Here is a 26,064-nt window from a genome sequence, read left to right on the forward strand (position 1 = left end):
CAATGAAAAACCTTTATAAATTGATGCGATGATTATACAATTAACCATCTTTAATCTCTAATAAAAACCGAATGTCGATAATGTCACAACGTGATTGGTACTTACAACAATGCAATATTACGCAATATGTGTTGCGTAAAGCAAATGTTTTTAAAGGTGAAGTGGTAAACCATATTGACGATGAAATTCGTTTAATTGTTGTCGCTGAGCATAAACCCACGCAAAAAATTTATTTTGATATTTTAAATGCCATTCGCCTTAATCAAGAGCAGGTACTTTTTTTAACGCCTTCACAATTAATCATCCCCTCCGATGATATTGATAAGGTTATATGGTTTATTGACATAAATCCTGATGAATCTTGGAAACGTGCATTAACGATTCAAACAACGGATTTAATTTCTTTAGCTAAAGCTCCACAACAAAAACGCCAACTTTGGCAACAATTATGCGAATATGAAAACTATTTCCACCCTGACCGACAATGATTTACCCGATGCTTTTGAGTTAGAACAACAATGCCACTTGATTCCTTGGTCAAAGCAGACGTTCTATTCAAATCAAGGCGATCATTATTACAATCTTAAATTGACTATCGATAACCGTATAGTTGGTTTTTGTATTTGTCAAATGGTTGCTGACGAAGCTAATTTGTTCAATATCGCTATTCATCCAAAATACCGACAACAAGGGCTTGCTAAGGCGTTACTGAATCATTTAATTGATCACCTGACTAGCATCGATCACCCGATTGCGATTTCCACATTGTGGTTAGAAGTAAGAAGATCAAATACACCCGCAATCGAACTTTATCATTCCCTTGGTTTTAACCAAATTACCGTTAGGAAAAACTATTATCCAACAACCAATGGCAAACACGAAGATGCAATTATTATGGCTTACACATTAACTTTATCATAACGATAAATTACAGAAGGAATAATCAATGATAGCTAATCGGGCTCTACTTTTTGTCAATGGTGAACCGCCGCATCACTTTCCAAGTGATTTAACCGGCTATCATTATGTTGCTTGTACTGACGGCGCTTATCATAATTACTTAGCCTTAACCGCTATCATACCGGATTTTATTATTGGCGATTTAGACAGTTACCATCACACTATGGCTGTGCCAGACAAAATCCAAATAATACAAACTCCCGATCAAAATAAAACTGACTTTGAGAAAGCTATCATTTTTTTAGCAGATAAAGGGATTCAACACTTTGATATTTATGGGGCAACTGGACATGCTAGCGACCATTTTTTAGGTAATTTATCGGTAGCGTTGCAGTATCATTCACAATATCAAATCACTTTTTATGATAATTACGGCCACTTCTTTTTTGCCAAAAAGTATCAAGAAATCGTTAATATCAACAATCATATAGTTTCTTTTATGCCATTTTGTGAAGTGACGGACTTGACCATTACAGGCGTGCAGTATCCTTTAGTCAATCAAACGCTCACTTTTGGAAAATTTATTAGCGTACGCAATAAAGCCATATCAGATTTAGTTAAAATTACTTTTCAACAAGGTAATTTAATCATTTTCATTGAAGATTTTAGTAGTAAACATTGACGGCGTGATTTACAATAATTTACAATATCATTATACTTTTTTAATAAAAAGATTACCAAAAGGACATCACCATGCTTTTAAAAAAACTTTCTGTGCTTGTGAGTACATTATTGATATCTTGCATGGCTTTTTCTGCTCAAAATCAACAAGATATCAATAAAACTGACAAAATAATGAAAGCTTTTTTAGCATGTGATAATCAATTTTTTAAGCAACTCGCTTTATACAAAGATGATTTTAATCAATATGTTGACTTAGCCACTGCCGATAATGTGACCTATATTCCTGTCGAATCTATCGAAAGTCATGATAAAAACAAAGTGATGTTTAAAAAACCGTTTCAATATCGTGGGTTAACCATTTCGGGTTATCAAAATGTCTACCTTACTACCACCGCATCAGGCCAATTTTATTACTGGGGATTTATTGTTGATAATGCCATTGACGATGTAAAAAACGCATTAGATACTCTCCATTGGTCTAAATTCAATGCACAAATTTATACTGCAAATACTAAAATTTATGATACCCAATCTCATTCTCCTAATTGGCAGGATAATCCTTATTCTATAGACGGTGTGCTTCCTAAAATTGGCACTATTGAAAAATCACTTTATTTAGAACCGATTTCTGACAAACAAAGCTTGGTGTCGTGCTCGATTCAAGGTGATGTAGACAAACAGATTCTTTATGTTACAAGACCAGATATAAAACCAATTTTGAAAAAAATGGAACTTGAACGTAAACAGAAGTTAAAACTAGATAATAAACAGAAAGAAATAGAACAAAAAAGACAATTTCAACCTCAAGTTAAGCCTAACCAAAGCTTAAAAAATAATTAAAAAATGGAGATGAAATTTAATGAAAAAATTAGGAATACTGTTATTTCTTTTTTCTTTTTCTGTACTAAGCCTTCAGGGAGTAACAAAAAATAAAACGGAGGTAAATAAAGTTGACTTTAATAAAGAGTATCAAAAATTAAAAGACGCCAGTATTGGAGAGCAATTTATTTCAATCAATAAAAGTTATGAAAGAGATTCGGTCGGTTACACTTTTATAGATAAAAATTCGGTCAGATTGCATCCGTATAATAAAAACATTCGTCAATTTAATAAAGTAACTAATTATATACCTTCTCTTAACTATGAACAGATTAATGGGAATAAAGTACCTTATCATTCAATGGTTATCCAAGAATTTGCGAATTGCGATAAAATGGAAATTGCCGAAGGCAAGATACAAATTTATGCAAACTATTTTGGTGACGGTAAATTGATTTCTGAAAATCAGTTAGTAAACCGTTGGGTTGCAACCAATCCAGGAACTGATATGCGGGTGTTACTGGTTATAGCCTGCTCGTTACCCCTTGTGAATTAGTCAAGAACTTTGTGCATTGCATTTAGGCGTACGGTAGCGAAGAATAGGCGTTTATGCTAATATTCTGGCATTATTTTTAACGAATTGATGACAATGAAATGAATATTACGCAATTTCACATTCTAACAGAACAATTATTTAATAGTGTTGAACTTTTTTTAGATAACTTCGCTCAAGAACATGATGTCGATATTGATTATGAAACTAATGGTAATGTGATTACAATCAGCTTTCCAAATGGCAGCAAAATCATTGTCAATACTCAAGAGCCGCTTTATCAAGTTTGGTTAGCAACCTCAAAACAGGGTTATCATTTTGATTATCATGATCAGCAGTGGATATGTAACCGAAGTGATCAAACCTTTGACACGATTTTTTCTGAAGCAGTAAAAGAACAAGCAAGCTAATTAAATAAGCAGTTAAAAAAGGGATCCTACAATACTTTATTAAGATCCCTTTTCAGGTTCAAACAATATTCATTTTTTTGCAGGTATAATCAAAGTAGGGTTAAATTGGCTAATTTAATCACTAACCATTTGATTCCTTCGTTAACAAATGCGATTTGAACGCGTCGATGATCCCCTTCGCCATCAAGATTGATTATTGTGCCTTCACCAAAACGATGATGTTTAACTTTTCTGCCTAATGTATAACCATCACTTTCACGACTTTTATCCAGATAAGATTGTCTACGATTTTGCTGAAATTGCTTTTCTTGACTTAGATTATCTAATTTGCCTTCAGGAGGCGCAAAGAATCCCCGATAGCTAATTTCGTTTAACCTGTCGACTGGCAATTCAGCTAAAAAGCGAGAAGGTAAATTACGCTCTTCACGACCATAAAGGCGTCTTAACTCGCATAGCGATAAGGTTAAATGCTTGCGTGCTCGTGTTATACCAACATAAGCAAGGCGTCTTTCTTCTTCCATTCTGTCGATTTCTAGTGCTGAACGTTGCGCCGGAAACAGTCCTTCTTCAAGACCGACAATGAAAACATTATCAAATTCAAGTCCTTTTGCGGCATGTAATGTCATCAATTGGACTGAATCTTGTTCTTTTAGCACGTCTCGACTTTCTAACGAAGTATAAGCTAAAAATGATTCAAGCACGGTTAAGGTCTGACCGGTTTCACTATCTTCAATCACGGTATTTTCATTATTACGATAAAACTGTTCAGCCGCCGACACTAACTCTTCAAGATTTTCAAGTCGAGATTGTCCTTTAATGCCTGGTTCTTGCTCATACATTTGTTGAATTCCAGACGATTTTATCAGGATATCGAGTTGTTGATAAAACGGCATTTGCGCAACTTCATCATAAATTGATCCCATAAGTTCAAGAAAACGACTTACTCCAGATCGCTGCCGTTCGGTTAATCCATTCATTTGAATTAACATTAAACACGCATTCCATAATGAAATATTATTTTGTTTGGCTGTTAATCTGATTTTATCAAGGGTCACATTACCAATACCCCGCGTTGGAGTATTCACCGTTGCTTCAAATGCCATATCGTTATCGTGATCATGCAAAAGCCGTAAATATGCAAGTGCTAATTTGACTTCTTGCCGCTCATAAAACCGGATCGAACCATAGATCTGGTAAGGTAACCCAGCTTGTAATAAGGTGTCTTCAAACAGTCGGGATTGCACATTATTGCGATATAAAATGGCACAACTGGAATATTTTTCACCAGCATCATGATATTTTTTTATCTGCCCAATAACAAATCTGGCTTCATCAATATCATTGAAACCAACATAAAGAGAAATCTTTTCGCCTTCATTGCGATCTGTCCACAAATTCTTACCTAATCGATTCTGATTTTTAGCAATAAGTTGATTAGCGGCATCTAAAATCGTACTGGTTGAACGATAATTTTGCTCTAATCGAATAATTTCGGTTTCGGGAAAATCATGAATAAAGAGTTGTAAATTATCGGCATTTGCACCACGCCAACTATAGATTGATTGGTCATCATCGCCAACAATCATGACATTAGCTGTTGTGCCCGCTAATTTTTTTACTAAAGAATATTGTATATGATTCGTATCTTGGAATTCATCAATTAAAATATTTGAAAAACGATGTTGGCAGTAACTTAATACATCTTTGTCACTGCACAATAATTCATAAGCACGTAAAATAAGCTCCGAAAAATCAACATAGCCTACTCTGTCACAAATCGCTTGGTAGTCATTGTAAATAGTCTGCCACATTATCTGTTTAGGATCTTCAGGTATCAAATCTTTAGCGCGTAAACCTTTCTCTTTTTGATTAGAGATAAAACTTGCACACTCTTTTGCCGACCACTGTTTTTCGTCAATTTTTAATTCACGAAAAATCCGTTTGATCAGACGAATCTGATCTTCCGTATCGATCAATTGAAAATTGGATGGGAGTTTAGCTTGCTGAGAGAACATGCGTAATAAACGATGCGTTAACCCATGAAATGTTCCAACCCACATACCATTAAAATAACCTTCACCAATCAGATGCTGTATACGCTCTTGCATTTCAGCCGCAGCTTTATTGGTGAAAGTGACGGCAAATATGGAATGAGGCGAATAATGTTTTTCCATACAGAGCCATGCAATACGGTGAACTAATACCCGTGTTTTACCACTGCCAGCCCCTGCAAGAACAATAGTGTATTGATTATCAGTGGTCACCGCATCTTTCTGCTCGGTATTAAGGTCGTTTAATAATGATTGTCTGTTTTCCATTATGTTAAAACCTGTTGTCATCATAGCAATTATTGATAGGTTTTGAATTTAAACCTAGTATCAATCAATTCTTTTCAGTTAATCTGTCGTGTTTAGGTTGTCATCAAAAAGGATGTAAAGATAGGCGTTTTTTAAAGCAATTGATGATGATCGTGTAGCTTACTGTCTATTTATACATATTTAAAATAAATTATAGCAGATTATCCAGTTCTGATAAATGATTGATTTCAATATGTGGCAAACATTTGGCATCAGCAAGATGATAAATATCTTGACCATAAATATTAATCCAACAAGCTAATAAACCATTATTTACTGCGCCGTTAACATCTGTTAATAGATTATCACCGATATGTAAAACGTGCTTTGCTGGTACGGCTAACTTGTTAACTGCCAAATCGAATATCTCAGGAAAAGGTTTAGAACGGCCATCCGCCCCACCTCGCAGCGAAAATTGAAAGTAATCTCCTAATCCTATTTTATGAATATCCACATTGCCATTGGTGATCACCGCTAAGGGTATTTTACTGGCCAGTGTTGCCAATAATTGATGCGTCGATTCAGTGATTTGCATTTTATGACGCCAAAAGTTAAAGCACGCCATAGATTGCTGAACGATATCATCAATGTTAAATGTGGATACACCCATTTTAAGGAGTAGAGATTTAATCGTTTCGATTCGCCAAATAACCACATCGTGATAGATTTCGGGATTTAGGGCTAATACCTGTTGTTTTTCAGTATGAAGATCTGACAAGGTGATATTTTTTAGCTGTTCATGTTGTCTTAAAGACTTGATGATTTCATCTTCAGCTTTTTCAACAATCATGCTGTTGTCGTATAACGTATCATCAAGATCAAATGTCATTGCTTGAATGCGGTTAATTGATCGGTAAAAACGCATTACTTTCTTCCTCTTTTTGCTCTTGGATGCGTCGAATCATAAACATCAGATAAGTGTGAAAAATCAAGGTGGGTATAAACTTGAGTTGTAGACAAATCAGCATGCCCGAGTAACTCTTGTACTGCACGCAGATCTCGACTGGATTCTAGCATATGCGTTGCAAAAGAGTGACGCAATTTATGCGGATGAACATGTGAACTTAATCCCTGTTTGATCCCCCACTCAGCAAATCTTTTTTCAACATTTCGTGGGGAGATTCGACGACCTAATTTTGATATAAATAAGGCATCATCTTGAGGTTCTAATAAGTTACGCATGGATAACCAATGTTGGATCCATTTAATCGATTCTCTACCTAATGGTAATTTCCGTTCCTTATTTCCTTTCCCCATTACCCGAATTTCCCCCTCTTTTAGGTTTAATTCACGGCAATTTAGATTCACTAATTCTGACAAACGTAATCCGGATCCATACATAACTTCAAGCATTGCCCGATCACGCACAGATAAAGGATCGTTATATTCAATGTCCAGTAATTGATTTATCTCGTCAATATCAATATTTTTAGGCAGATGTTGACCGATCTTAGGATTTAAAACGCCACGAGCAGGATTTGCGCTGATCAATTGATTCTTGACCATCCAATCACAAAAGCTCCGCAATGCCGATAACCTTAATGACAAGCTTCTTGCTTGTAACCCTGCTTGTTTACTTCTACCAATTAATAAGCGCACCGCGGATGAATCGAGATCTTGCCAGTTAGCAATTTCGACTGTTTTTGCTAATTCAATAATGGCATAGAGTTGTCGACGATAATTAATTTGCGTGTTTAAACTGAGTTGTCTTTCGGATTTTAAGTAGTTTAAAAATTGCTCAACGGGTTGGGTTAATAATGATAGTTGTTCTTGATTAGACTGAATCATCATTAGTCCTTATTTTGTTCGCATAATCCACTTTTCAATCAAGATCGGTAATAACTCACTTATTTTTTCCAACAAGAGTGTCCCTTGACCTGCTTGATAATGATGTGGATTTGCACTGGTAAAAATCAAGATGCCTAAATCACCAAATTTTCCTAATAGCGATAAAGCAACTGATCCAACATAGTTATGTTCCGGTAATAAAAAATCTAATTCCGTCGAATTTAATGCACCTAAATACTGATGGCTATACTGCAAATGACGAACACGAATAAAATCAAATTGCGAAGAATTCAGCGCCAAGTAGTGATAATTTGATGGCGCACTAAGTAGCCATTTATCGTCAAAAAGGTAGAGATAAGCGCCGTTCAGTCCCAATGATTTTGCCCATGAATTAAGTGACTGAATTAATTCATTGAGGTCTGAGGTTTGAATCAATTTCAGTTGAAGATCCATCAATTGGCTAAACAACTGCTCATTCGCTGTGGCATGTTCCATTAATAACGTTATCTCAGACTCAAGTTGCTTTATTTTATTTCGTTGCCTTGCCATGTGCCATTCGGGTAATGAGATGACGCCACGCACAGGATGAGGAATTTGCAAACTTTCAATCTGGTTGGCATTGCGAATAAAAAAATCAGGGTTATTGATAATATACTGACTGACCACTTCATCATTTAATTTGAGTGGTTTAGTTTGAGTTTGACTGTTTTTAGTTTTTAAATTCCGCGTGTTTTTTACAACCATAGTTAAATTCTTTTTTCATTTGTTAACATTTTAAAGATAGATTCATTTAATATTCAAATACGCGAACTCGGATTTTTATTGACCCACGCTACAAATTAATTGCCAAATAAGCACTATTTTAAAAAGAGATAAAACCGTCATAAACATGTGTTGCCGGCCCCGTCATAAAAAGTGGTTGATTTTCGCCTTTCCACTCAATCAGCAACTTGCCACCGGGTAAATTGACATTCACAGTCGAATTTAACAAACCTTGATTAATTCCTACCGCGACCGCTGCACACGCACCAGTCCCACAGGCTTGGGTTTCACCCACTCCACGTTCGAATACGCGCAAATTGATGTTATTACGATCAATAATATGCATAAATCCAATATTAGCCCGTTCAGGAAAACGTTCATGTTGCTCTAATAATGGCCCTAGCGTGCTCACTTGAGCAGTTAAGATATTATCGACTTGTATTACACAGTGTGGATTGCCCATTGAGGCAACTCCACATAAAATGGTTTGTTCTTGTGCTCTGATAATATAGGTCTTTTCTTCTTTAATCGCTTTAAAAGGTACTTTATTTGGCTCAAAAACAGGTACCCCCATGTTCACTCGAACGGTTTCATCATCGTTAACGGTTAAGACAATGTTCCCTTTCATGGTACTGACTTTTAACACACGCTTTTTGGTCAAACCTTTCAAACGAACAAAACGCGCAAAACAACGTGCACCATTACCACATTGCTGAACTTCTGTCCCGTCCGAATTAAAAATACGATAGTGAAAATCGCTATCAGGTGAATAAGGGGGTTCAACAATCAGTAGCTGATCAAACCCTATACCGGTATATCTATTAGCCAGACGCTTAATTAAATCCGGAGACAGATGAACATTTTGCGTTACCGCATCAATAACCATAAAGTCATTTCCCAGTCCATGCATTTTTGAAAAGTTCATCATCATCTACCTTTTATCATCAAAGATTACTCTATCTTGAATAATTGTTTATTGATTCGTTTGAACTAAAGAACGTCATAAACAACTTATTAAGATTCATCATTCTTGTTTAACCAGTTATAACTTATACATCAATGGATAGCTAGAAGACGTGTTCTCCACGCCATAAGTCGTCAAACGTTTCGCGTTGACGAATTAACTTATGCTGTTGTTGGTCAATCAGCATCACTTCTGCCGGGCGTGGATGGCTGTTGTAATTTGAAGCCATGCTAAACCCATAAGCACCTGCGCTACATATCACGACTAAATCATCTTGTTTGACAGATAGCTCACGTTGATAAGCAAGTACATCACTTGATTCACAAATCGGCCCAACAACGTTGTATATAAAGGTTTTATCTTCCGCTTGTTGCTCTTTTTCGGATAATATACGCATCCAAGCTTTATAAAGCGCTGGACGAATTAAATCATTCATCCCCGCATCGACTATTGCAAAATGGTTATCATCTTGATGTTTAGTGTATTCCACTTTCGTAATGAGTAAACCTGCATTAGCCACTATTGAACGCCCCGGTTCAAATATTACTTCGAGATCTGGATAATGCGCTAATTTTTTCAATAATTCAGTCACCAGTAGCGATGCCGTTGGTGGTTGCTCATCATCATAACAAACGCCTAACCCGCCACCTAGATCAATATGTTGTATCTGAATATTTTCTGATTTTAATTTATCAACTAATAAAAGTATACGTTCAGCGGCATCTAAAAACGGCGATAACTCGGTGAGTTGTGAGCCGATATGACAATCTATGCCAACAATGTTAATATTGGATAACGCTTTTGCTTGGCGGTACACCTCAATCGCTAATTGATAACTAATACCAAATTTGTTTTCTCGTAAACCGGTTGAAATATACGGATGCGTTTTTGCATCAACATCGGGATTAATTCTTAAAGATATAGCAGCGACTTTACCAAGACGTTTTGCAATATCATTGATTCGATATAATTCTGCTTCTGATTCAACATTGAAGCATTTTATACCTACTTGTAAGGCTCGTTCAATTTCGACAATGGATTTCGCCACGCCCGAAAAGACAACTTTTTTGGGGGCTGCGCCCGCTTTAAGTACTCGTTCTAACTCACCTTGTGAAACAATATCAAACCCTGAGCCTAACTTAACTAATAACTGTAATACCGCTAAGTTACTATTCGCTTTAACCGCATAACAAATTAAGTGTTTACGATGAATAAGTGCATGCTTGTAAGCTAAAAACTGCTGAGTGATATAGTCAGCTGAATAAACATATAAAGGGGTACCATATTGTTTGGCTAAATCATCAATAGCAATCTGATCAGCCAATAAATGACCATTTTGATAATGCAAAAAATTCATTGTTTCTTTCCTAATTTAAGCAACTTTATGTATTATTTGTTCTTGATTCAAACTATTCATAGTTGATTGGTCTGTTTGATTATTGGATGCTTCTGTAGGATGATATAAAGGCCCTTTTAGCCCACAACCCACAATAGATAGAATGAACAAAAACATCGAAAGTAATTTTATTAATGATTTCATATAATATTCACAATATTCTAAATTTTTATGATAACGACTATATTACACGATAGCCCTAATCGTGCAAAGCGCTAATAATAGGTTTGCCAAAGAACAAGGCAAAATCTAAAGTCAGGAAATTTGACAATAATTATGCTATAATTAAACTTTTTAATACGACAGGAAACAAGATGGAATCAACAAATCACTGCCCTACCTGTGGATCAGAATATACTTATCCCGACGGTAATTTAATTGTCTGCTCAATGTGTGCTCATGAGTGGGATCCTAATCAAGCAACGACTGAATCATCTCAACGTGAAGTGAAAGACAGCAACGGTAATTTATTAGCGGATGGCGATGATGTGTTATTGATTAAAGACCTTAAATTAAAAGGTTCATCGACTGTGCTAAAAAAAGGGGCAAAAGCGAAAGGGATTCGTTTAGTCGACGGTGATCATGAAATTGATTGTAAAATCGATGGCATGAAAATTATGCTTAAAGCCTGTTTTGTCAAAAAAGCTTAATGCATTGAATGCTTCATCTTTTTTTAATAAGATGAAGCGTTGATTCACAATCAAATCATGTTTGATTTTATATTGAATTAAATATAGGAAATCCTGCCTGTTCGCCGATTGCCTTTAATCTTTTTTGAGCTGTGATAATATTTTCTTTCCATTTGTCATCTTTTGCCCACATCTCAATGACTAACGGTGCGGAATAGTTCATCATTTTAAGTGTTTTAAATATGGCCAGAAAATCAACCTCACCTTCACCAATGACAAGATCTCTAAATTGTCCTGAATAATTCTTTTTCACTTTTAAGGTGTCTTTCAGATGAATTTGGACGATATGATCACGACTTAACAATAATTCAGTACATGTATCGTAGTTCCAACCCGTAATATTTCCAACATCAGGATAAGCCATGAAGTAAGGGGAATTCACTTCCCGTTTTAAAATTTCAAATTTACTGAGTGAATTTAGATAATTAGTATCCATAATTTCAACTGCCAACATTATCCCAACTTTTTCCGCTTGTTTAGCTGACCATTGCATACCTTCAATAAAACGTTGGTGAGTCTTGTTATTGGCTGGTTCATAATAGACATCATACCCTGCTAACTGAATCACTCGTATTCCAAGCTTATAAGCCAAAATGAGCGCTTTATTCATGATGTCTTTAGCTTGGTTGCGGACTGTTTCATCTGCTGAGCCAAACGGATATTTACGATGTGCACTTAAACACATTGAATGTAGTGGTATTTGATTTTGCTCACATAATCGTTTTAAAGCATAGATTTCGTCATCAGACCAATCGAGCCTTGCTCGACGCTCATCAGATTCATCTATTGATATCTCAATAAAATTAAATCCTAATGATTTTGCTTCCTGCAATTTTTGTTGCCATGAAAGTTCATTAGGCAATGCTTTTTCATAAATACCAATATGATTGGTCTGTAGTGTGGGATCGATTGCAAATGTTGACATAGTTAAAACCTGCTCATATCTTTATTATTTTAAAAATGCAGTCGCCGTAACGACTGCAATCTATCACTTACCAATATTTTGCTATTTGCTCTCTTAATGCTTGAGCCGTTTTTTTACCATTTTCATTGGCAAGAGCTCGACCAGCAATGAAGGCTTTGGTTTTAATGCCAGCAAACAAGTGGATATCTTCCGGTACAATTCCCCCTGTGATTGAAAGCTCTAGTCCTAAATCTGAAAGCTGACGCATTTTAACCAAATCCTCCTCCCCCCAACCTACGCCAGCTAATTCCGCATCTCGAGAACGATGATAAATTGCCTGTTTTATCCCCAGTTTTCGCCATGCTTTCGCATCTTCTAATGTCCAATGCCCATACAATTCAATTTGGATTTCGCCTTTAAACTCATCGGCGATTTTCTTACATGCTTCAACGGTGGCTATGTGCGCAGCTGCCGATACGGTTAACCAATTAGCGCCAGCAGAAAAAGCCATTTTTGCTAATATTGCTCCGCCATCGGTAGTTTTTAAATCACAGACTAAAATATGATCGGGATAAAGTTGTCGTAATGTTTTTACACTTTCCATGCCTGCCCCAAACGCAAGAATAGTGCCGACTTCAATAATGTCGACAAATCCTGACACATTTTTAGCAACATCTAATGCCGGTTTTAATTCAGTTTGATCTAAGGCGATTTGTAATTTAGGTGCTGTCATTTTTATTTCCTTGTTCATTTTATTTTTGACCGTAATAAGCGTTTGCGCCATGTTTGCGAAAATAGTGCTTATCAGATAAGGTTTGTTGAATTTTAATGGTTTGATTGAGCTGACGAGTTGCAATTGCCATCATAGCGACTTCTTCCAGTACCACAGCATTATGTACGGCGTCGATAGCATTTTTTCCCCAACAAAATGGGGCATGTCCAGAAATCACAGCGCCAGGCATGGCTTTTGGATCGACGCCTCGACGCTTGAACTCCTCAATAATGACCAGTCCTGTATTTTTTTCATAATCGGTCGCAATTTCACTATCAGTTAACCGACGAGTACAAGGTACATCACCATAAAAGTAATCGGCATGCGTTGTGCCTAAGGCTGGGATGTCTAACTCTGCTTGAGCCCAAATGGTGGCATAGCGCGAATGGGTATGGACAATGCCACCAATATTTTCAAATGCTTTATAGAGTTCAAGATGTGTGGCTGTATCACTGGAAGGATTGAGTTTACCTTCTACAATTTCCCCTGTTAATGCAACCACAACAATATCATCAACCGTCATCACACCGTACTCCACGCCTGAAGGCTTTATAGCTATAACGCCTTTTGTGCGATCAATTTCTGATACGTTGCCCCAAGTAAAAGTGACCAGATTATATTTAGGTAACAGTAAATTAGCGTGTAAAACTCTTTCTTTTAAAGCTTGATACATAAACTAGCCTCCATTTAAAGCCCGATCAATGACTGCATAGACATCTTCTTTACTGTGACAACGTCTTAATTTATCGAGATCAACACCTGTTGCGCTATTTTCATCATCTAAAATTTGTGTCACTTCCATTAACCCTTCCATATGTTGATCAGACGTACTTCCGGCTAAGGTGACAAGCACATCAACCGGTTCATCTTCTCCGTCAAAATAAACCGGTTTTTTTAAGGTTACTAAGGCAAAAGCGGTACGATTGACACCATCTTCAGGTCTGGCATGCGGCATAGCCAGATTAGGCGCAATGATAATGTAAGGTCCCATGGATTTTACACAACGGATAATGGCATCGTGATAAGATGGTTCAATGGCTTTTGATGCTACTAACATATCGGTTCCAAGCTTGACCGCATCTTCCCAATTTGCCGCTTCTGCGCTGAGTAATATTGAGTTATTTTCAATTAAAGATTCTTTGAAAGCCATATTGCGCTCCTTTTTCATATTCTATCTATTTATTCGTATTAACTTGGTTAATTAGTTCGATAAGCTCATCGCCAAACGTATGTGGATTAAGCATATTTTGTACACCGAGTGCATGTTGACCTTCATTCACTTCAATTTCATGTATCAGATGCTTCGATGCTACGATGATATCAACATTCGGTAATCGGGATTTGTAGTCGGTAACTGCACAAGAATCCATAATGTTAGGGATCCCTTTCTTATCCAGAAAATTCGCAATTTTCATTTTCATCATCATTGATGACCCTTGACCACTACCGCATACCGCCAGAATACGAATTGGTTGGCCTTCACTTATTGCAACTTCATCCATTTTTTCAACTACTGCTTCATTTACATCCTGATGTATATCATTTTCGATAGGTTGATTTTTTTGTTGTGCTTCTTCAGCGCGTAGTGTTTTAGCGGCAAAGAACATATAAACCAATGCTAACGCAATGATTAAATAGATAAACAAATGAGAAAATGATAACCCTTGTAAGATTGGTGGGAATAGAATTGACCAATCCGCCATCCCCATCCATGAGTCAATAGGCGTGCCGTTTTGCGCAAAAATATTGATCACCCAAGCAGAGCCCAGAACTTCAATTATTCCCATTGCAAAACAGATTTTCATAACTGCTTTCCAACCACCAAAATGGTTGGCAAATACGCCAATTGTCGCATTTGAGAAAAACATTGGAATAAATCCCGGAATAATCATTATTGGGGATTTAAAGATAAGCAATAATGCGATCGCTAAGAATTGCCCTAATGCGCCCCAAATAAAACCAAAAACCATGGCATTAGGCGAAAATGCATAAATGGCTGCACAATCAATAGCAAGCACAGCATTGGGAATTAATTTTTCAGAAATACCTTTAAATGCTTCGGATAATTCAGCAACAAACATTCGTACACCGCCCACAATAACTTGTATTGCAACGGCAAATTTAAGCCCTGTTTCGAAAATATAGATTGTCCAATGGGTTGAACCAGCCATTGTTTGAAGATTATCTAAACCAAATGAAAGAAGGATGATGCCAAAGAAGAATGTCATGACAATGGTTGTGGCAGCGATACTATCATGGAAAATATGTAACCATTTAGGTAATTTAAGATTATCAACCGAATCATTTTTATCACCCAGTTTTGGCGCTAATTTTACCGCTATCCATGAACCGAGTTGCTGTTGATGACCAATGGAAAAACCAGCTCCACCTGTTACCGCTTCGGTTGGTTTAAACATCATATTTGAAAATATCCCCCAATAGAGTGCAGTAATAATGGCGGAATAGATAATGGTTTCCCACATGCCATAACCAAATAAAAAGTAAAATAATGCAATAAGACCGACTTGCTGAAACATAATATGACCTGTCAGCATGATCGTTCTGATACCGGTTAAACGGCGAAACAGCACAAGTGCAATATTGATAGCAAGAGCCAATAGTACTGCATAGCCAACCCAAGAATATTGATCACCCATACCCTTTTCGACAGCCACCATCGAGGCATACGTATCAATAATCGATCCTTTAATACCATGATATTCTGATAGTTTTGCAATGACGGGTTTAAAGGTTGAAACTAACACTCCTGAACCGACTTGTAATAACATAAAACCAACAATGGTTTTAATGGTGCCTTTTAAAACGGTTGTTATGTCTTTACGTAAAAGGCAATAACCTAACATTGTCACTAAGCCAAGCAACAAAGGCGCTTTTGTCATAACTTGGCTATAAAAAATATAAAATATGTTGTAGATTACTTCCATATGTTCCTCTCATTGGTTTATCGACATCTTTAAATATCTAACGCTTTACTGTGGAGAACTAACTTCGTTTTTAAATTTTTCTATAATATTTATTGTTATATGAATAGATAAAATTTCTGATTACACTTCGTTATTCATGATTAAATAACACTTGTTATATTCTACAATCACAATTAACCATTCAATGATTATTTATGATTATTTTGATAAAGATCACTTTTCTAAATCTATCACAGCCACATCTGTGATTATCATCACATTTTTAGGAAAAAACAGCGGTAAAAATTAGAAATATAATTATTATTATCAACATATTGAATCAACAATGAGTTAAATATTGGTTATAAATATTTGACAATATTATGAATGAAAATTATTATCATTTTTGATCAAAATTAATCACTTTAATTCAACAAAGAGGTAATAATGAACGAAATATCACGACATAATGAAATAGTGGCAATGGTTAACGACAAAGGGATGTTAAGAGTGACTGAGTTAGTTTCATATTTTTCTATCTCACCGGCTACAGCTCGTCGTGATATCACTAAGCTCGATCAGGAAGGAAGAGTAAAAAAAGTACGTAACGGTATTATGCGCATCGAAGAGAAAAAGCCAATATGGGCACCAATCGGCAATAATAATACCGATCATTATCATGAAAAGGCTCGTATCGCTATTCGTGCAGCTAAGTTATGTGGTGCTGATGAAAATATTGTCATTAACTGCGGTTCAACGGCGTTTTTATTGGGTCGAGAACTCTGTGGTAAAAATGTTTCAATCATTACTAACTATTTTCCGTTAGCGTGTTACTTGATTGAACATGATCATGAAAATGTCATCATTATGGGAGGATTATATAACAAAACACAAAATATTATTCTTAACCCCATTGCGAACATTACTGATTCTTATGCTGGCAAATGGATGTTTACCAGTGGCAAGACGTTAACACCCAATGGACTTTATAAGAATGAAATATTAGGTGCAGTGGCTGAACAACAGATACTTGAAAAAATTGAAAAATTAGTTGTTGTTGTCGATAGTTCAAAAATTGAAACCAAAGCCAATTCTGGCATGCTTTTTTGTCCTGTGAATAAAATCGATATTTTAATTACCGGTAAACAAGCAAACAAGGAAGTCATTGAAAGCATTAAGGAGCAAGGTGTAGATGTTATTTTAGTTTAATTATTAAAATGTAAAAGGAACAAAGTATGAGTAAAGTGAACGAAATTACCCGAGAATCGTGGATATTAAATACCTTTCCTGAATGGGGTACTTGGCTAAATGAAGAGATTGAAGCAACAGAGGTTAAACCCAATACGTTTACCATGTGGTGGCTTGCTTGTACTGGCATTTGGTTAAAATCTGCCGGTAATACCAATATCTCAGTCGATTTTTGGTGTGGGACCGGTAAAAAAACACACGCGAATCCCTTGATGAACAAACAACATCAAATGATGCGTATGGGGGGAGTACGCGAATTACAACCTAATTTAAGAACCAGTCCATTTGTATTAGATCCTTTTGCTATTAAAGAGATTGATGCGGTAATGGCAACCCACGATCATGCCGATCATATTGATGTCAATGTGGCGGCTGCGGTCATTCAAAACTGTTCACCAAAAGTGAAATTTATTGGCCCTAAAGCTTGTGTCGAATTATGGAAAAGTTGGGGTGTACCTGAAGATCGTTGCATTGTTGCCAAAGTAGGCGAAACCATTAAAGTCGGCGATATTACCATTCGAGTGCTAGATTCTTTTGACAGAACATCGTTAGTGACACTACCAAAAGGGGTATCCTCAACTGATAAAGCAATTTTAGATGGCATGGATGACAGAGCCGTTAACTATCTGTTTGAAACCTCAGGTGGTTCGCTCTATCACTCGGGTGATTCTCATTACTCTAACTATTATGCCAAACATGGTAATGATTACAAAATCGATGTTGCGTTACTTTCTTATGGTGAAAATCCACGTGGGGTCACCGATAAAATGACCTCTTCAGATATTTTGCGTGCTGCGGAATCACTAAAAACCCAAGTTGTGATCCCTTTTCATCATGATATTTGGGCGAATTTCCAAAGTGATCCTCGTGAAATTGAAGTGCTTTGGCAAATGAAGAAAGATCGTTTGGAATATCAATTTACGCCATTCTTCTGGCAAGTTGGCGGTAAATACACGTATCCAACAGATAAAAAGAAAATGCATTATCAGCATTATCGTGGATTTAGAGACATCTTTACCGATGAGCCTGAATTACCTTATCGATCTTTCTTGTAATTTGTTTCGAAATTAAGATCAATAATTTTTTGTGGACAGTGAATAAAATTCAATGTCCACTTTTTATATTCTCTGCCATGAATAAATGTGGAATCAATTCACTGAAATTATCTATCTGTTTTTATGAATAAACTAATAAGAAAATGAAAATACTAGGCATTAATATATTTTTGTCTATCCGGAAGCCAACAGTCAATCAGCTCTTTCACACTTTCGGGGTGTTGTTGTTGTAAAAAATAAGAGGCTTTTTGAACTTGACTTATCAAATGTTGATCACGGATTAAATCCACAACTTTGAAGTTAGCTATCCCCATTTGACGCGTGCCCAAAATCTCCCCACTACCACGTATTTCTAAATCTTTTTGCGCAATCACAAAACCATCATTACTGTCACGCATGACTTTCATTCTTGCTTGTGCAACTTTGCTTAATGGGGCTTGATACATTAATACACAATGAGATACCGCCGTTCCTCTACCTACACGACCACGTAATTGATGCAATTGCGCCAGACCTAATCTTTCCGCATTTTCAATAATCATCAAGCTTGCATTTGGCACATCGACACCCACTTCAATAACCGTTGTGGCGACGAGCAATTGGATGACACCTTGTTTAAAATTCTGCATTACCGATTGTTTTTCGTCCGACTTCATTTTGCCATGAACCAGTCCAATCGTTAAATGAGGCATTTTTTCTTTGAGCTCTTCAACCAGTATTTCAGCGGCTTGGGCATCTAATGTTTCCGACTCTTCGACTAATGTACAAACCCAATAGACTTGACGATTTTCCAGGCAAGCTTGATTAACGCGTTCAATAATTTCATCACGCCGAGAATTTGGAATCACAACAGTTGTGACAGGTGTGCGCCCTGGGGGTAACTCATCAATGATAGAGACATCTAAGTCAGCATATACCGTCATGGCTAATGTTCTGGGAATCGGAGTAGCTGTCATAATTAGCTGATGAGGATAGTCATTATCTTTGATTCCCTTTTCCCACAAACTCAGTCTTTGATTCACACCAAAACGATGCTGTTCATCGATAATCACCAGACCTAACGAAGCAAATTCAACTTTATCAACAAATACGGCATGTGTGCCAATTAACAATCTAATATCCCCACTTTTTACTTGTTCATAACGCAATCTTTTATTTTTAGCAGTCAAACGCCCTGATAACCAATCAACGGTAATACCCAAAGGATCAAACCATTGTTTAAAGTTATTATAATGTTGCTCAGCTAATATCTCGGTCGGTGCCATTAAGACAACCTGCGCACCATTTTCAATCGCATTTAATGCCGCTAAAGCCGCGACTAATGTTTTGCCAGATCCCACATCCCCTTGAATTAATCGCATCATTGGGACAGGTTTTGCCATATCGTGATAGATATCGTGTACAACACGTTGTTGTGCGTTAGTGGGTTTAAAGGGTAACGAGGCTAAAAAAGGCTCAATAAATTGTTGCGTTGGGCGATAAATACGGGCTTGCTGTTTTTGGTTATCGACTTTTAGCATTAACATACTCAGATGATAAGCAAGTAACTCTTCAAAAATAAAACGTTTGATAGCAGGATGTTCCCCTGCAGATAATTGAGTGATATTGGTACCAATAGGAGGGTTATGAATAATATTTAACGATTCCAATACCGGTAAAAAAAGAGTTGCTAATGACTCAGGCAGAATTTCTTTGGGTGGATTACGTTTTAACAGTAATAACGCAGAAGCAATTAATTTACGAATGACATTTTGAGTTAATCCATAGGTGGTTGGATAGACTGGGGTATATTTTTCTTGATCATCCAATAATTTTTTAGATTTGTCTGCTGGATTAGCAATAATTTTATATTGAGGATGAATAATTTCAGCGCCTAATTTTCCTTTTTTTATCTCACCATAAGCACTAACCCAATTGCCAAGTGCTAAACTTGCTTTTATGCCTGCATTGAAATGCATGAATCTTAATATTGCTATGCCCGAATCATCTTGAATATGACAAATTAACATTTGTCGACGTCTAAGCACCACTTCACACTTGATGATTCGACCTTCTATGGTAGTGTGCTCACCAATAGCAACCTCACTTATAGGACAAGATGAGGTGCGATCTTCGTAACGTAACGGAAAGTGTAATAAAAGATCTTGAACAGTATAGATACCTAATGCATTGAATTTTTTTTCAAGGTTAGAGCCAATTCCGCTCAATTTTATTATCGGAACCTGACTTAAAAATCGATTTGCCATCATCGTTTATTAATATTACGTGAGACACTTACAACATCTTGCTGCAATGAAATTTTCCGCATTAACTCATTGAGCTGCTGACGATTTTTAACTTCAACTTGCAAAATGACTGTATAAATTTGTCGATCTTTCTGTTCGGTATTAAGCCATTGCAAATGCGCTTTTTCATCATTAATAATTGAAAGAATATGCCCAAGTGCTCCTTGGTTGTTGGAAATGTCTACCCATATTTCAGCAACAAATTGTTGAGTGATATCAGTCGCCCATTTTAAAGAGATGTATTTTTCAGGATTGTTTTGGTATCCCGTGACATTTCGACATGATTCATGATGAACAATTAATCCTTTTTCAGGACTCACTTGACCGACAATCGGATCATCGGGAATTGGGTGACAACATTTCGAAAATGTGACTAAAACCCCTTCACTACCAGTAATAACTAAGGTTTTATTTGTGTCGTTGTTATTTTGAAACAATTCTTTGTGTTCTAACCCTTTGACAATAAAATGGCTCATTATATTACCAAGACCAATCTCGGCTAAGACATCATCAAAAGATTGTAACTGCGTTATCTCAACAATTTTCGCAATTTGTTTAGCTTTAAGTGAATTGATGCCACCTGTTTTTAATAAGGACAGATTCAATAGTCTTCTACCTAATTCAATTGCATCATCACGTTTTAACATTTTTAACGCTTGTCTAATACGTGATCTGGCTTTAGCACTCACAACAAAATTAAGCCAATTTGCATTCGGACGACCTTCAGGCGACGTGATAATTTCAACGGTTTGACCATTACTTAATGGCTGTGAAAGTGGATAAGGTTTTCGGTCAACAATTGCGCCGATACATTGATAGCCAATATCAGAATGGACAGCGTAAGCAAGATCTACGGCGGTTGAACCTTCCGGTAACTGTACTATTCTTCCTTTAGGGGTAAAAACATAAATTTCTTTCGGAAACAGGTCAGATTTCACATTTTCAATAAATTCAAAAGAGTTACCCACACTTTGTTGCAACTCTAATAGACTTTGCATCCAACGCTGTGCTTTGATTTGCGCCGTTGTATTATTCAGCTCATCATTGGCATTATAAACCCAATGTGCGGCAACGCCCATTTCAGCCATTTGATCCATATCTTCAGTACGTATTTGCACTTCAACTGGCGTACCATGTGGTCCAATTAATGAAGAATGCAATGACTGATAACCGTTAGCTTTAGGAATTGCAATATAGTCTTTGAAGCGATTAAGGCGAGGTTTATACAGATTGTGAACAAGACCAAGTGCACGATAACAGGCATCAACATCTTTCACAACGATCCGAAAAATATAAATATCCATGATAGAATGAAAATGCTGTTCACGCATTTGCATTTTTTGATAAATCACGTAAATATTTTTTTCTAATCCTTCAACTTCCGCCTCGATATTTGCTTCAGCTAAACGACCACGTATTTCCGATAAAATCTGTTGAATTAATTCTTTACGTGTACCTCGAGCTGCTTTTATCACATTTTCAATTACTTTGGCTCGATTAGGATGCATCGCCGTGAATCCTAAAATTTCGAGTTCAGTTTTAATATGGTGAATACCTAAACGGTGAGCTAATGGAGCATAAATTTCAAGCGTTTCTTTTGCAATACGACGGCGTTTGTCTGGTCTTAATGCCGCAAGTGTTCGCATATTATGCGTACGATCAGCCAGTTTAATTAAAATCACTCGCACATCTTCGGTCATGGCGAGCACCATTTTCCGAAAATTTTCAGCTTGAGCCTCTTGTCGATTACGAAATTTTAATTTATCAAGTTTGGATACACCTTCAACTAACACTGCAACATGTTTACCAAAATGATTTGTGATATCTTGGAAAGTAACCGGTGTATCTTCAATCGTATCATGTAATAGTGCAGCAATGATGGTTTCATAATCAAGCCGCATATCGGCTAAAATCGATGCCACAGCAACAGGATGCGTGACATAAGGTTCACCACTAGATCGAAATTGCCCTTCATGTGCTTTCTGAGCAAAAAGATAAGCATCTTTAATAAGTTCAACTTGTTTGGGTGGAAGATAAGATGCTACAACCTCTTTTAAGCTATCAAAATATTGCATAGGCAATTCCTATAGCGCTTATTCGTATGATGGCGTATTTTCAAGAAGGATCGATTCATGCAGTGTAGAACGCACTTCTGCTTCTTCTTCCTGACGAGCTTGAAAATCAGCTGTATCAAGAATTTGTTTATTAACAAGACCATCTTCAATTTCACGTAAAGCAACAACGGTTTCTTTATCGTTTTCTTCTGGAATTAATGGTGATTTGTTTTCAACTTGCAATTGACGTGCGCGTCTTGCTGCAACTAAAACTAGATCAAAGCGATTACCAATTTTTTCTACAGCATCTTGAACAGTTACTCGAGCCATTTTTACCTCTAATGTATTTACTAGTTTATGTAATTTGGAAGATCCGTTATTTTACTTAATTTTGTGGGGAATTGTCTATATTAATATCATACTATTGTTAAGATAGTTAAAATTAACCATTCCTAGTCTAAAAAACATCACATTATCGTTTAACTTAATCTAAAATATCGAGCCAAACATTAGAAGCAATTATTGGTTTATTTAACAAATAACGACGTAAAGCATCTAACGCTATTGCTGAAAAAGTTTGTAACTCTTCATGCCGTGAAAGTTTTCGACCAATATATTTTAAATTAACTTGGATAGTTTGCTTTGCAGTGGTAATGATTAACGTAAATTGACTGTTCTTTTCTTTGAAATTAACCATACCTAATACAATATCAACTCTATATTGGGTCATAATATGCCAAAGATAATCTTTGGGATCTTCAAATAATAATGGGATCACTTCTGATTTTGCGATGGGTGCATCGGTTTCAAATAATTGATAACTAATTATCCCTGCTGATTGTTGTTCGACCACTGCGATAGTTAAATCTTTTTCATGTAACAGTCCTGAAACAACTTTGGCTAAACCGAGTTCACTGTCTTTGCTAATCATGCCTTCGTAAAGCAAATTGTCATCAACAATTGTTTTAGTTTTTCGCCATAAACTATCCAACGTGTCTTTTTTATGTTGAGGACCACTCAATTTTAATTCAATAATAGGCATCGCAGCACGATAACCAATCACGATATCTTTTGGAATATCTAATTTAGATGTTAGCTCGGTGGCTAAATCACTTTCAGTGCGCCCGATAATAGTTAATCGATAACAGAGCGTTTTTTCTAATTTTGGAAAGGATAATTTAATTTCTGGTAATACAAGAGTTTTGATCATCTCTTTAAATTCAGCAGGCACACCAGGCGTAAAAAACACAATACAGCCGTTGATGTGCATTTTAAATCCGCAGGCTGTTCCTATTGGATTATCAATTAATACAGCACTTTGCGGCAATAAAGCTTGTTTAAGGTTGCTTGACGGCATCACGTTACCGCAACTGGCAAAATAACGTTCAATTTGTGTTAACCACTGCTGATTGAGTACCAGTGCTTCATGATTGGCTAAAGCTGCCGCTTGTGCTGTTAAATCGTCACTGGTTGGCCCAAGCCCCCCATTAACAATAATGATATCATTGATCAGACTACGTTCTTGTAATGTTTGGGTAAGCTGGTTAAGATTATCACCAACTGTGTGGCGAGTCGTGATTAAAATACCTTCTTGAAAAAATAATTCAGAAAGCCAAGCTGCATTCGTATCGGTTATTTGACCATATAAAATTTCATCGCCGGTACTTATCATTTCGATCTTAACGTGATTATTGTTCCTATTCATCATGGTTCTGCACCTTTTGACATCATTAATTGAACAAAAAAGGGGTCGTTAATTAATCCGTATCCTCGTCTTCATTTTTATTGTCCATATGTTCCCTACTTTGAACTAACTTAACAGCAAAATAGAGATCGTAAGTAAATTCAATGTAATCATGATCAGGGGTAATATTCATTTGTTTAAACCAATTTTTAAGGGTTTTGCGTCTACCTGATAAGATTAAAACCACATTACGTACTTTTAATGCATTAACTAATTCGTTAATACCCGATAATACACTGACATCTTTATAAGTAAAGCAAGGAATCGCATCGACGATAACATAATTAACAGGTTGCTCTGATTCGTCAATATAACTAATGATTCTTCGTTTAAAATAAGCAATATTGAAATACGTTAAAGGTGAATTGAATCGATAAATTATCGTATTACTAACAGGTTTAACATCTTTGCCTAATGAATGAATTCGCCCGTCATCATCAACCCCTAATAACTGATCTTTAGGTCGAAAAACGCGACGTAGAAACAAAAAGATGCCTAATAATACCGCTAAAGCCATACCCGGTATAATACCGATAAGTAATACCGCAATAAATGTTGATAAGCTTAAATAAAATGCGTCACGGTCATATTTAAAAAAACGCAAAATTGTTTGTACATTAATTAGCGAGATCGAGGAATATATCAAAATCACACCAAGGACACTTGTTGGAATATATTGTAACGGTGACAACAAAAAGAGTACCACAAATCCTATTAATGCCGCAGCAATGATCGATACAAGCTGAGTTTTTCCACCATTCGCATCGTTCACTGCCGTTCGTGACGAAGTACCACTTACAACAAATCCTTGTGATAGACCTGCTGCAATATTTGCCATGCCTAATGCCTTAAATTCAACATCGGCATTCGTTTCATAATTATTTTTTGTCGCAAAACTTCGTACGGTAATCATCATACTCACAAAACAGATAACAGCAATGTTCAATGAGGGAACAACTAAATCACGCATTAATCCTTTGTCAAAATCAATCCAAGCTTCCAATGGTATAAAATCACCAGTTACATTACCAATAATGTGGATATCAAAATGTTCAAAATTAAACAGCCATGAAAATAAAGTCATTATCACAACGGCAAAAAGTGGTGCCGGGTAACGTGGTTTATATTTCTTAAAAGCGATTAGAATCAATAATGTTATGAAAGATATGAATGTCGTACCTAAATGTGATTGATAAAGCTTAACCGGTAAATAAACCACACGTTCAATAAGGTAAGAATAATCATAATGAAAACCAAATGTTTTCGCTAATTGATCGACAATGATTGTAATAGAAATACCATTTAACAAACCAATCAAAATAGGTTGACTGAGTAAATCTGCTAAGGCGCCAAGATGAAATTTGCCGGCAATGATGCACCAAATACCAATCATAATTGTCAGCAGCACCACCAGTTGCCAACGTAACATGGGATCATCTGCAGCTAAAGGAAAAACAACCGCAGCAACCACCGCACACGTTGCGGTATCGGGTCCTACAATCAACTGTTTAGACGATCCAAAAAGGGCATAGACAATAAGCGGTAAAATAGTTGAGTATAGCCCCGCAATAGCACCAACACCTGTTAGCTCAGCATAAGCAATCGATACCGGTAAGGATACCGCGGCTACGGATAATCCGGCTTTTATATCTGCGTTTAAATATTCACGTTTATAATGTAAGAAACTGATTAGTCCTGGCATCCATAATGTGATTTTTTGGAAAAACGTACTACTGACTAACTTTCCCATTTTTCA

26 protein-coding genes are annotated in these 26,064 nt (G+C 36.4%); 9 read left to right on the top strand and 17 right to left on the bottom strand.

Features of this window, described 5'->3' with window-relative positions:
• The first annotated feature begins 71 nt into the window (after positions 1-71).
• The 6 genes from ACGH47_RS02605 to cyaY all read left to right on the top strand — a co-directional run bounded on the left by ACGH47_RS02605 (position 72) and on the right by cyaY (position 3,366).
• Complete coding sequence (locus ACGH47_RS02605; RefSeq protein ID WP_267351418.1) at positions 72-488, top strand: DNA polymerase III subunit psi; 417 nt, start codon at positions 72-74, stop codon at positions 486-488.
• On the top strand, positions 457-921 hold the full coding sequence (gene rimI, locus ACGH47_RS02610) for a ribosomal protein S18-alanine N-acetyltransferase (RefSeq protein ID WP_267351416.1): 465 nt from the start codon (positions 457-459) through the stop codon (positions 919-921). Before ACGH47_RS02605 ends, rimI begins: the two co-directional genes overlap by 32 nt.
• A gap of 25 nt (positions 922-946) precedes the next feature.
• On the top strand, positions 947-1,582 hold the full coding sequence (locus ACGH47_RS02615; protein ID WP_411622638.1) for a thiamine diphosphokinase: 636 nt from the start codon (positions 947-949) through the stop codon (positions 1,580-1,582).
• Between the two features lie 71 nt (positions 1,583-1,653).
• Positions 1,654-2,424, top strand: a complete 771-nt coding sequence (locus ACGH47_RS02620; RefSeq protein WP_411622639.1) for a hypothetical protein — start codon at positions 1,654-1,656, stop codon at positions 2,422-2,424.
• Between the two features lie 19 nt (positions 2,425-2,443).
• Positions 2,444-2,959 carry a surface-adhesin E family protein gene (locus ACGH47_RS02625; protein WP_267351411.1) on the top strand — a complete coding sequence of 172 codons (516 nt, stop codon included), beginning with the start codon at positions 2,444-2,446 and terminating at the stop codon, positions 2,957-2,959.
• A 98-nt stretch (positions 2,960-3,057) separates the two neighbouring features.
• On the top strand, positions 3,058-3,366 hold the full coding sequence (gene cyaY, locus ACGH47_RS02630) for an iron donor protein CyaY (RefSeq protein ID WP_411622640.1): 309 nt from the start codon (positions 3,058-3,060) through the stop codon (positions 3,364-3,366).
• Positions 3,367-3,455: 89 nt separating this feature from the next.
• Here the strand turns inward: cyaY and uvrD are convergent, their stop codons facing one another.
• The 7 genes from uvrD to lptM all read right to left on the bottom strand — a co-directional run bounded on the left by uvrD (position 3,456) and on the right by lptM (position 10,777).
• The gene (gene uvrD / locus ACGH47_RS02635; RefSeq protein ID WP_267351407.1) at positions 3,456-5,684 is read right to left on the bottom strand and encodes a DNA helicase II; all 2,229 of its coding nucleotides are present in this window, start codon (positions 5,682-5,684) and stop codon (positions 3,456-3,458) included.
• A gap of 190 nt (positions 5,685-5,874) precedes the next feature.
• On the bottom strand, positions 5,875-6,588 hold the full coding sequence (gene yigB / locus ACGH47_RS02640) for a 5-amino-6-(5-phospho-D-ribitylamino)uracil phosphatase YigB (RefSeq protein ID WP_411598819.1): 714 nt from the start codon (positions 6,586-6,588) through the stop codon (positions 5,875-5,877).
• Positions 6,588-7,511 carry a tyrosine recombinase XerC gene (gene xerC / locus ACGH47_RS02645; RefSeq protein WP_065559259.1) on the bottom strand — a complete coding sequence of 308 codons (924 nt, stop codon included), beginning with the start codon at positions 7,509-7,511 and terminating at the stop codon, positions 6,588-6,590. Before xerC ends, yigB begins: the two co-directional genes overlap by 1 nt.
• Positions 7,512-7,520: 9 nt before the next feature.
• The gene (locus tag ACGH47_RS02650; protein WP_411598820.1) at positions 7,521-8,255 is read right to left on the bottom strand and encodes a DUF484 family protein; all 735 of its coding nucleotides are present in this window, start codon (positions 8,253-8,255) and stop codon (positions 7,521-7,523) included.
• Positions 8,256-8,373: 118 nt separating this feature from the next.
• The gene (gene dapF, locus ACGH47_RS02655) at positions 8,374-9,198 is read right to left on the bottom strand and encodes a diaminopimelate epimerase (RefSeq protein ID WP_267351401.1); all 825 of its coding nucleotides are present in this window, start codon (positions 9,196-9,198) and stop codon (positions 8,374-8,376) included.
• A gap of 142 nt (positions 9,199-9,340) precedes the next feature.
• Complete coding sequence (lysA, locus tag ACGH47_RS02660) at positions 9,341-10,594, bottom strand: diaminopimelate decarboxylase (RefSeq protein WP_411622641.1); 1,254 nt, start codon at positions 10,592-10,594, stop codon at positions 9,341-9,343.
• Between the two features lie 15 nt (positions 10,595-10,609).
• The gene (gene lptM, locus ACGH47_RS02665) at positions 10,610-10,777 is read right to left on the bottom strand and encodes an LPS translocon maturation chaperone LptM (protein ID WP_267351398.1); all 168 of its coding nucleotides are present in this window, start codon (positions 10,775-10,777) and stop codon (positions 10,610-10,612) included.
• A gap of 170 nt (positions 10,778-10,947) precedes the next feature.
• Between lptM and ACGH47_RS02670 the strand changes: the two genes are divergently transcribed.
• Complete coding sequence (locus ACGH47_RS02670; RefSeq protein WP_220216805.1) at positions 10,948-11,283, top strand: zinc ribbon domain-containing protein YjdM; 336 nt, start codon at positions 10,948-10,950, stop codon at positions 11,281-11,283.
• Between the two features lie 67 nt (positions 11,284-11,350).
• Here the strand turns inward: ACGH47_RS02670 and ACGH47_RS02675 are convergent, their stop codons facing one another.
• The 5 genes from ACGH47_RS02675 to ACGH47_RS02695 form a co-directional block, all read right to left on the bottom strand.
• The gene (locus tag ACGH47_RS02675; RefSeq protein WP_411622643.1) at positions 11,351-12,247 is read right to left on the bottom strand and encodes an L-ribulose-5-phosphate 3-epimerase; all 897 of its coding nucleotides are present in this window, start codon (positions 12,245-12,247) and stop codon (positions 11,351-11,353) included.
• A gap of 67 nt (positions 12,248-12,314) precedes the next feature.
• Positions 12,315-12,959 (bottom strand): 3-keto-L-gulonate-6-phosphate decarboxylase UlaD, encoded by a 645-nt coding sequence (locus ACGH47_RS02680; protein WP_267351393.1) that lies wholly within the window; start codon positions 12,957-12,959, stop codon positions 12,315-12,317.
• 19 nt (positions 12,960-12,978) lie between these two features.
• Complete coding sequence (locus ACGH47_RS02685; protein WP_411622644.1) at positions 12,979-13,671, bottom strand: L-ribulose-5-phosphate 4-epimerase; 693 nt, start codon at positions 13,669-13,671, stop codon at positions 12,979-12,981.
• 3 nt (positions 13,672-13,674) lie between these two features.
• Positions 13,675-14,148 carry a PTS sugar transporter subunit IIA gene (locus tag ACGH47_RS02690; RefSeq protein WP_267351391.1) on the bottom strand — a complete coding sequence of 158 codons (474 nt, stop codon included), beginning with the start codon at positions 14,146-14,148 and terminating at the stop codon, positions 13,675-13,677.
• A gap of 25 nt (positions 14,149-14,173) precedes the next feature.
• Positions 14,174-15,943, bottom strand: coding sequence for a PTS ascorbate-specific subunit IIBC (locus tag ACGH47_RS02695; RefSeq protein ID WP_411598826.1), 1,770 nt, complete (start codon positions 15,941-15,943; stop codon positions 14,174-14,176).
• A gap of 426 nt (positions 15,944-16,369) precedes the next feature.
• On the opposite strand from ACGH47_RS02695, the gene ulaR reads away from it, so the two are divergent.
• Together ulaR and ulaG are read left to right on the top strand one after the other, a co-directional pair.
• Positions 16,370-17,131, top strand: a complete 762-nt coding sequence (gene ulaR, locus ACGH47_RS02700; protein ID WP_267378223.1) for an HTH-type transcriptional regulator UlaR — start codon at positions 16,370-16,372, stop codon at positions 17,129-17,131.
• A gap of 26 nt (positions 17,132-17,157) precedes the next feature.
• On the top strand, positions 17,158-18,225 hold the full coding sequence (gene ulaG, locus ACGH47_RS02705; protein ID WP_065559249.1) for an L-ascorbate 6-phosphate lactonase: 1,068 nt from the start codon (positions 17,158-17,160) through the stop codon (positions 18,223-18,225).
• A gap of 152 nt (positions 18,226-18,377) precedes the next feature.
• On the opposite strand, the gene recG is transcribed toward ulaG, so the two are convergent.
• The 5 genes from recG to ACGH47_RS02730 all read right to left on the bottom strand — a co-directional run bounded on the left by recG (position 18,378) and on the right by ACGH47_RS02730 (position 26,058).
• Positions 18,378-20,471 carry an ATP-dependent DNA helicase RecG gene (gene recG / locus ACGH47_RS02710; protein WP_411622646.1) on the bottom strand — a complete coding sequence of 698 codons (2,094 nt, stop codon included), beginning with the start codon at positions 20,469-20,471 and terminating at the stop codon, positions 18,378-18,380.
• Positions 20,471-22,585 (bottom strand): bifunctional GTP diphosphokinase/guanosine-3',5'-bis pyrophosphate 3'-pyrophosphohydrolase, encoded by a 2,115-nt coding sequence (gene spoT, locus ACGH47_RS02715; protein WP_267351382.1) that lies wholly within the window; start codon positions 22,583-22,585, stop codon positions 20,471-20,473. Before spoT ends, recG begins: the two co-directional genes overlap by 1 nt.
• A gap of 18 nt (positions 22,586-22,603) precedes the next feature.
• Entirely contained in the window at positions 22,604-22,894 is a 291-nt protein-coding gene (gene rpoZ / locus ACGH47_RS02720; RefSeq protein WP_220216796.1) for a DNA-directed RNA polymerase subunit omega, read from the bottom strand.
• A gap of 154 nt (positions 22,895-23,048) precedes the next feature.
• Positions 23,049-24,272 carry a CinA family nicotinamide mononucleotide deamidase-related protein gene (locus ACGH47_RS02725; RefSeq protein ID WP_411622647.1) on the bottom strand — a complete coding sequence of 408 codons (1,224 nt, stop codon included), beginning with the start codon at positions 24,270-24,272 and terminating at the stop codon, positions 23,049-23,051.
• 49 nt (positions 24,273-24,321) lie between these two features.
• On the bottom strand, positions 24,322-26,058 hold the full coding sequence (locus ACGH47_RS02730) for a SulP family inorganic anion transporter (RefSeq protein WP_267361245.1): 1,737 nt from the start codon (positions 26,056-26,058) through the stop codon (positions 24,322-24,324).
• Positions 26,059-26,064: the final 6 nt, after the last annotated feature.

The sequence above is a fragment of the Gilliamella sp. CG16 genome (assembly GCF_046635785.1).
GTDB lineage: Bacteria > Pseudomonadota > Gammaproteobacteria > Enterobacterales > Orbaceae > Gilliamella > Gilliamella apicola_I.

Bases quoted from the DNA above. Each gene is read 5' to 3' on its own strand.
- lysA (WP_411622641.1), bottom strand. From the start codon at position 10,594: ATGAATTTTTTGCATTATCAAAATGGTCATTTATTGGCTGATCAGATT.
- ulaR (WP_267378223.1), top strand. From the start codon at position 16,370: ATGAACGAAATATCACGACATAATGAAATAGTGGCAATGGTTAACGAC.
- rimI (WP_267351416.1), top strand. From the start codon at position 457: ATGAAAACTATTTCCACCCTGACCGACAATGATTTACCCGATGCTTTT.
- cyaY (WP_411622640.1), top strand. From the start codon at position 3,058: ATGAATATTACGCAATTTCACATTCTAACAGAACAATTATTTAATAGT.
- ACGH47_RS02695 (WP_411598826.1), bottom strand. From the start codon at position 15,943: ATGGAAGTAATCTACAACATATTTTATATTTTTTATAGCCAAGTTATG.
- ACGH47_RS02620 (WP_411622639.1), top strand. From the start codon at position 1,654: ATGCTTTTAAAAAAACTTTCTGTGCTTGTGAGTACATTATTGATATCT.
- ACGH47_RS02650 (WP_411598820.1), bottom strand. From the start codon at position 8,255: ATGGTTGTAAAAAACACGCGGAATTTAAAAACTAAAAACAGTCAAACT.
- ACGH47_RS02670 (WP_220216805.1), top strand. From the start codon at position 10,948: ATGGAATCAACAAATCACTGCCCTACCTGTGGATCAGAATATACTTAT.
- ACGH47_RS02675 (WP_411622643.1), bottom strand. From the start codon at position 12,247: ATGTCAACATTTGCAATCGATCCCACACTACAGACCAATCATATTGGT.
- ACGH47_RS02730 (WP_267361245.1), bottom strand. From the start codon at position 26,058: ATGGGAAAGTTAGTCAGTAGTACGTTTTTCCAAAAAATCACATTATGG.
- ACGH47_RS02685 (WP_411622644.1), bottom strand. From the start codon at position 13,671: ATGTATCAAGCTTTAAAAGAAAGAGTTTTACACGCTAATTTACTGTTA.
- spoT (WP_267351382.1), bottom strand. From the start codon at position 22,585: ATGCAATATTTTGATAGCTTAAAAGAGGTTGTAGCATCTTATCTTCCA.
- recG (WP_411622646.1), bottom strand. From the start codon at position 20,471: ATGGCAAATCGATTTTTAAGTCAGGTTCCGATAATAAAATTGAGCGGA.
- ACGH47_RS02625 (WP_267351411.1), top strand. From the start codon at position 2,444: ATGAAAAAATTAGGAATACTGTTATTTCTTTTTTCTTTTTCTGTACTA.
- dapF (WP_267351401.1), bottom strand. From the start codon at position 9,198: ATGAACTTTTCAAAAATGCATGGACTGGGAAATGACTTTATGGTTATT.
- ulaG (WP_065559249.1), top strand. From the start codon at position 17,158: ATGAGTAAAGTGAACGAAATTACCCGAGAATCGTGGATATTAAATACC.
- ACGH47_RS02605 (WP_267351418.1), top strand. From the start codon at position 72: ATGTCGATAATGTCACAACGTGATTGGTACTTACAACAATGCAATATT.
- rpoZ (WP_220216796.1), bottom strand. From the start codon at position 22,894: ATGGCTCGAGTAACTGTTCAAGATGCTGTAGAAAAAATTGGTAATCGC.
- uvrD (WP_267351407.1), bottom strand. From the start codon at position 5,684: ATGGAAAACAGACAATCATTATTAAACGACCTTAATACCGAGCAGAAA.
- ACGH47_RS02690 (WP_267351391.1), bottom strand. From the start codon at position 14,148: ATGGCTTTCAAAGAATCTTTAATTGAAAATAACTCAATATTACTCAGC.
- ACGH47_RS02725 (WP_411622647.1), bottom strand. From the start codon at position 24,272: ATGATGAATAGGAACAATAATCACGTTAAGATCGAAATGATAAGTACC.
- yigB (WP_411598819.1), bottom strand. From the start codon at position 6,588: ATGCGTTTTTACCGATCAATTAACCGCATTCAAGCAATGACATTTGAT.
- xerC (WP_065559259.1), bottom strand. From the start codon at position 7,511: ATGATTCAGTCTAATCAAGAACAACTATCATTATTAACCCAACCCGTT.
- ACGH47_RS02615 (WP_411622638.1), top strand. From the start codon at position 947: ATGATAGCTAATCGGGCTCTACTTTTTGTCAATGGTGAACCGCCGCAT.
- ACGH47_RS02680 (WP_267351393.1), bottom strand. From the start codon at position 12,959: ATGACAGCACCTAAATTACAAATCGCCTTAGATCAAACTGAATTAAAA.
- lptM (WP_267351398.1), bottom strand. From the start codon at position 10,777: ATGAAATCATTAATAAAATTACTTTCGATGTTTTTGTTCATTCTATCT.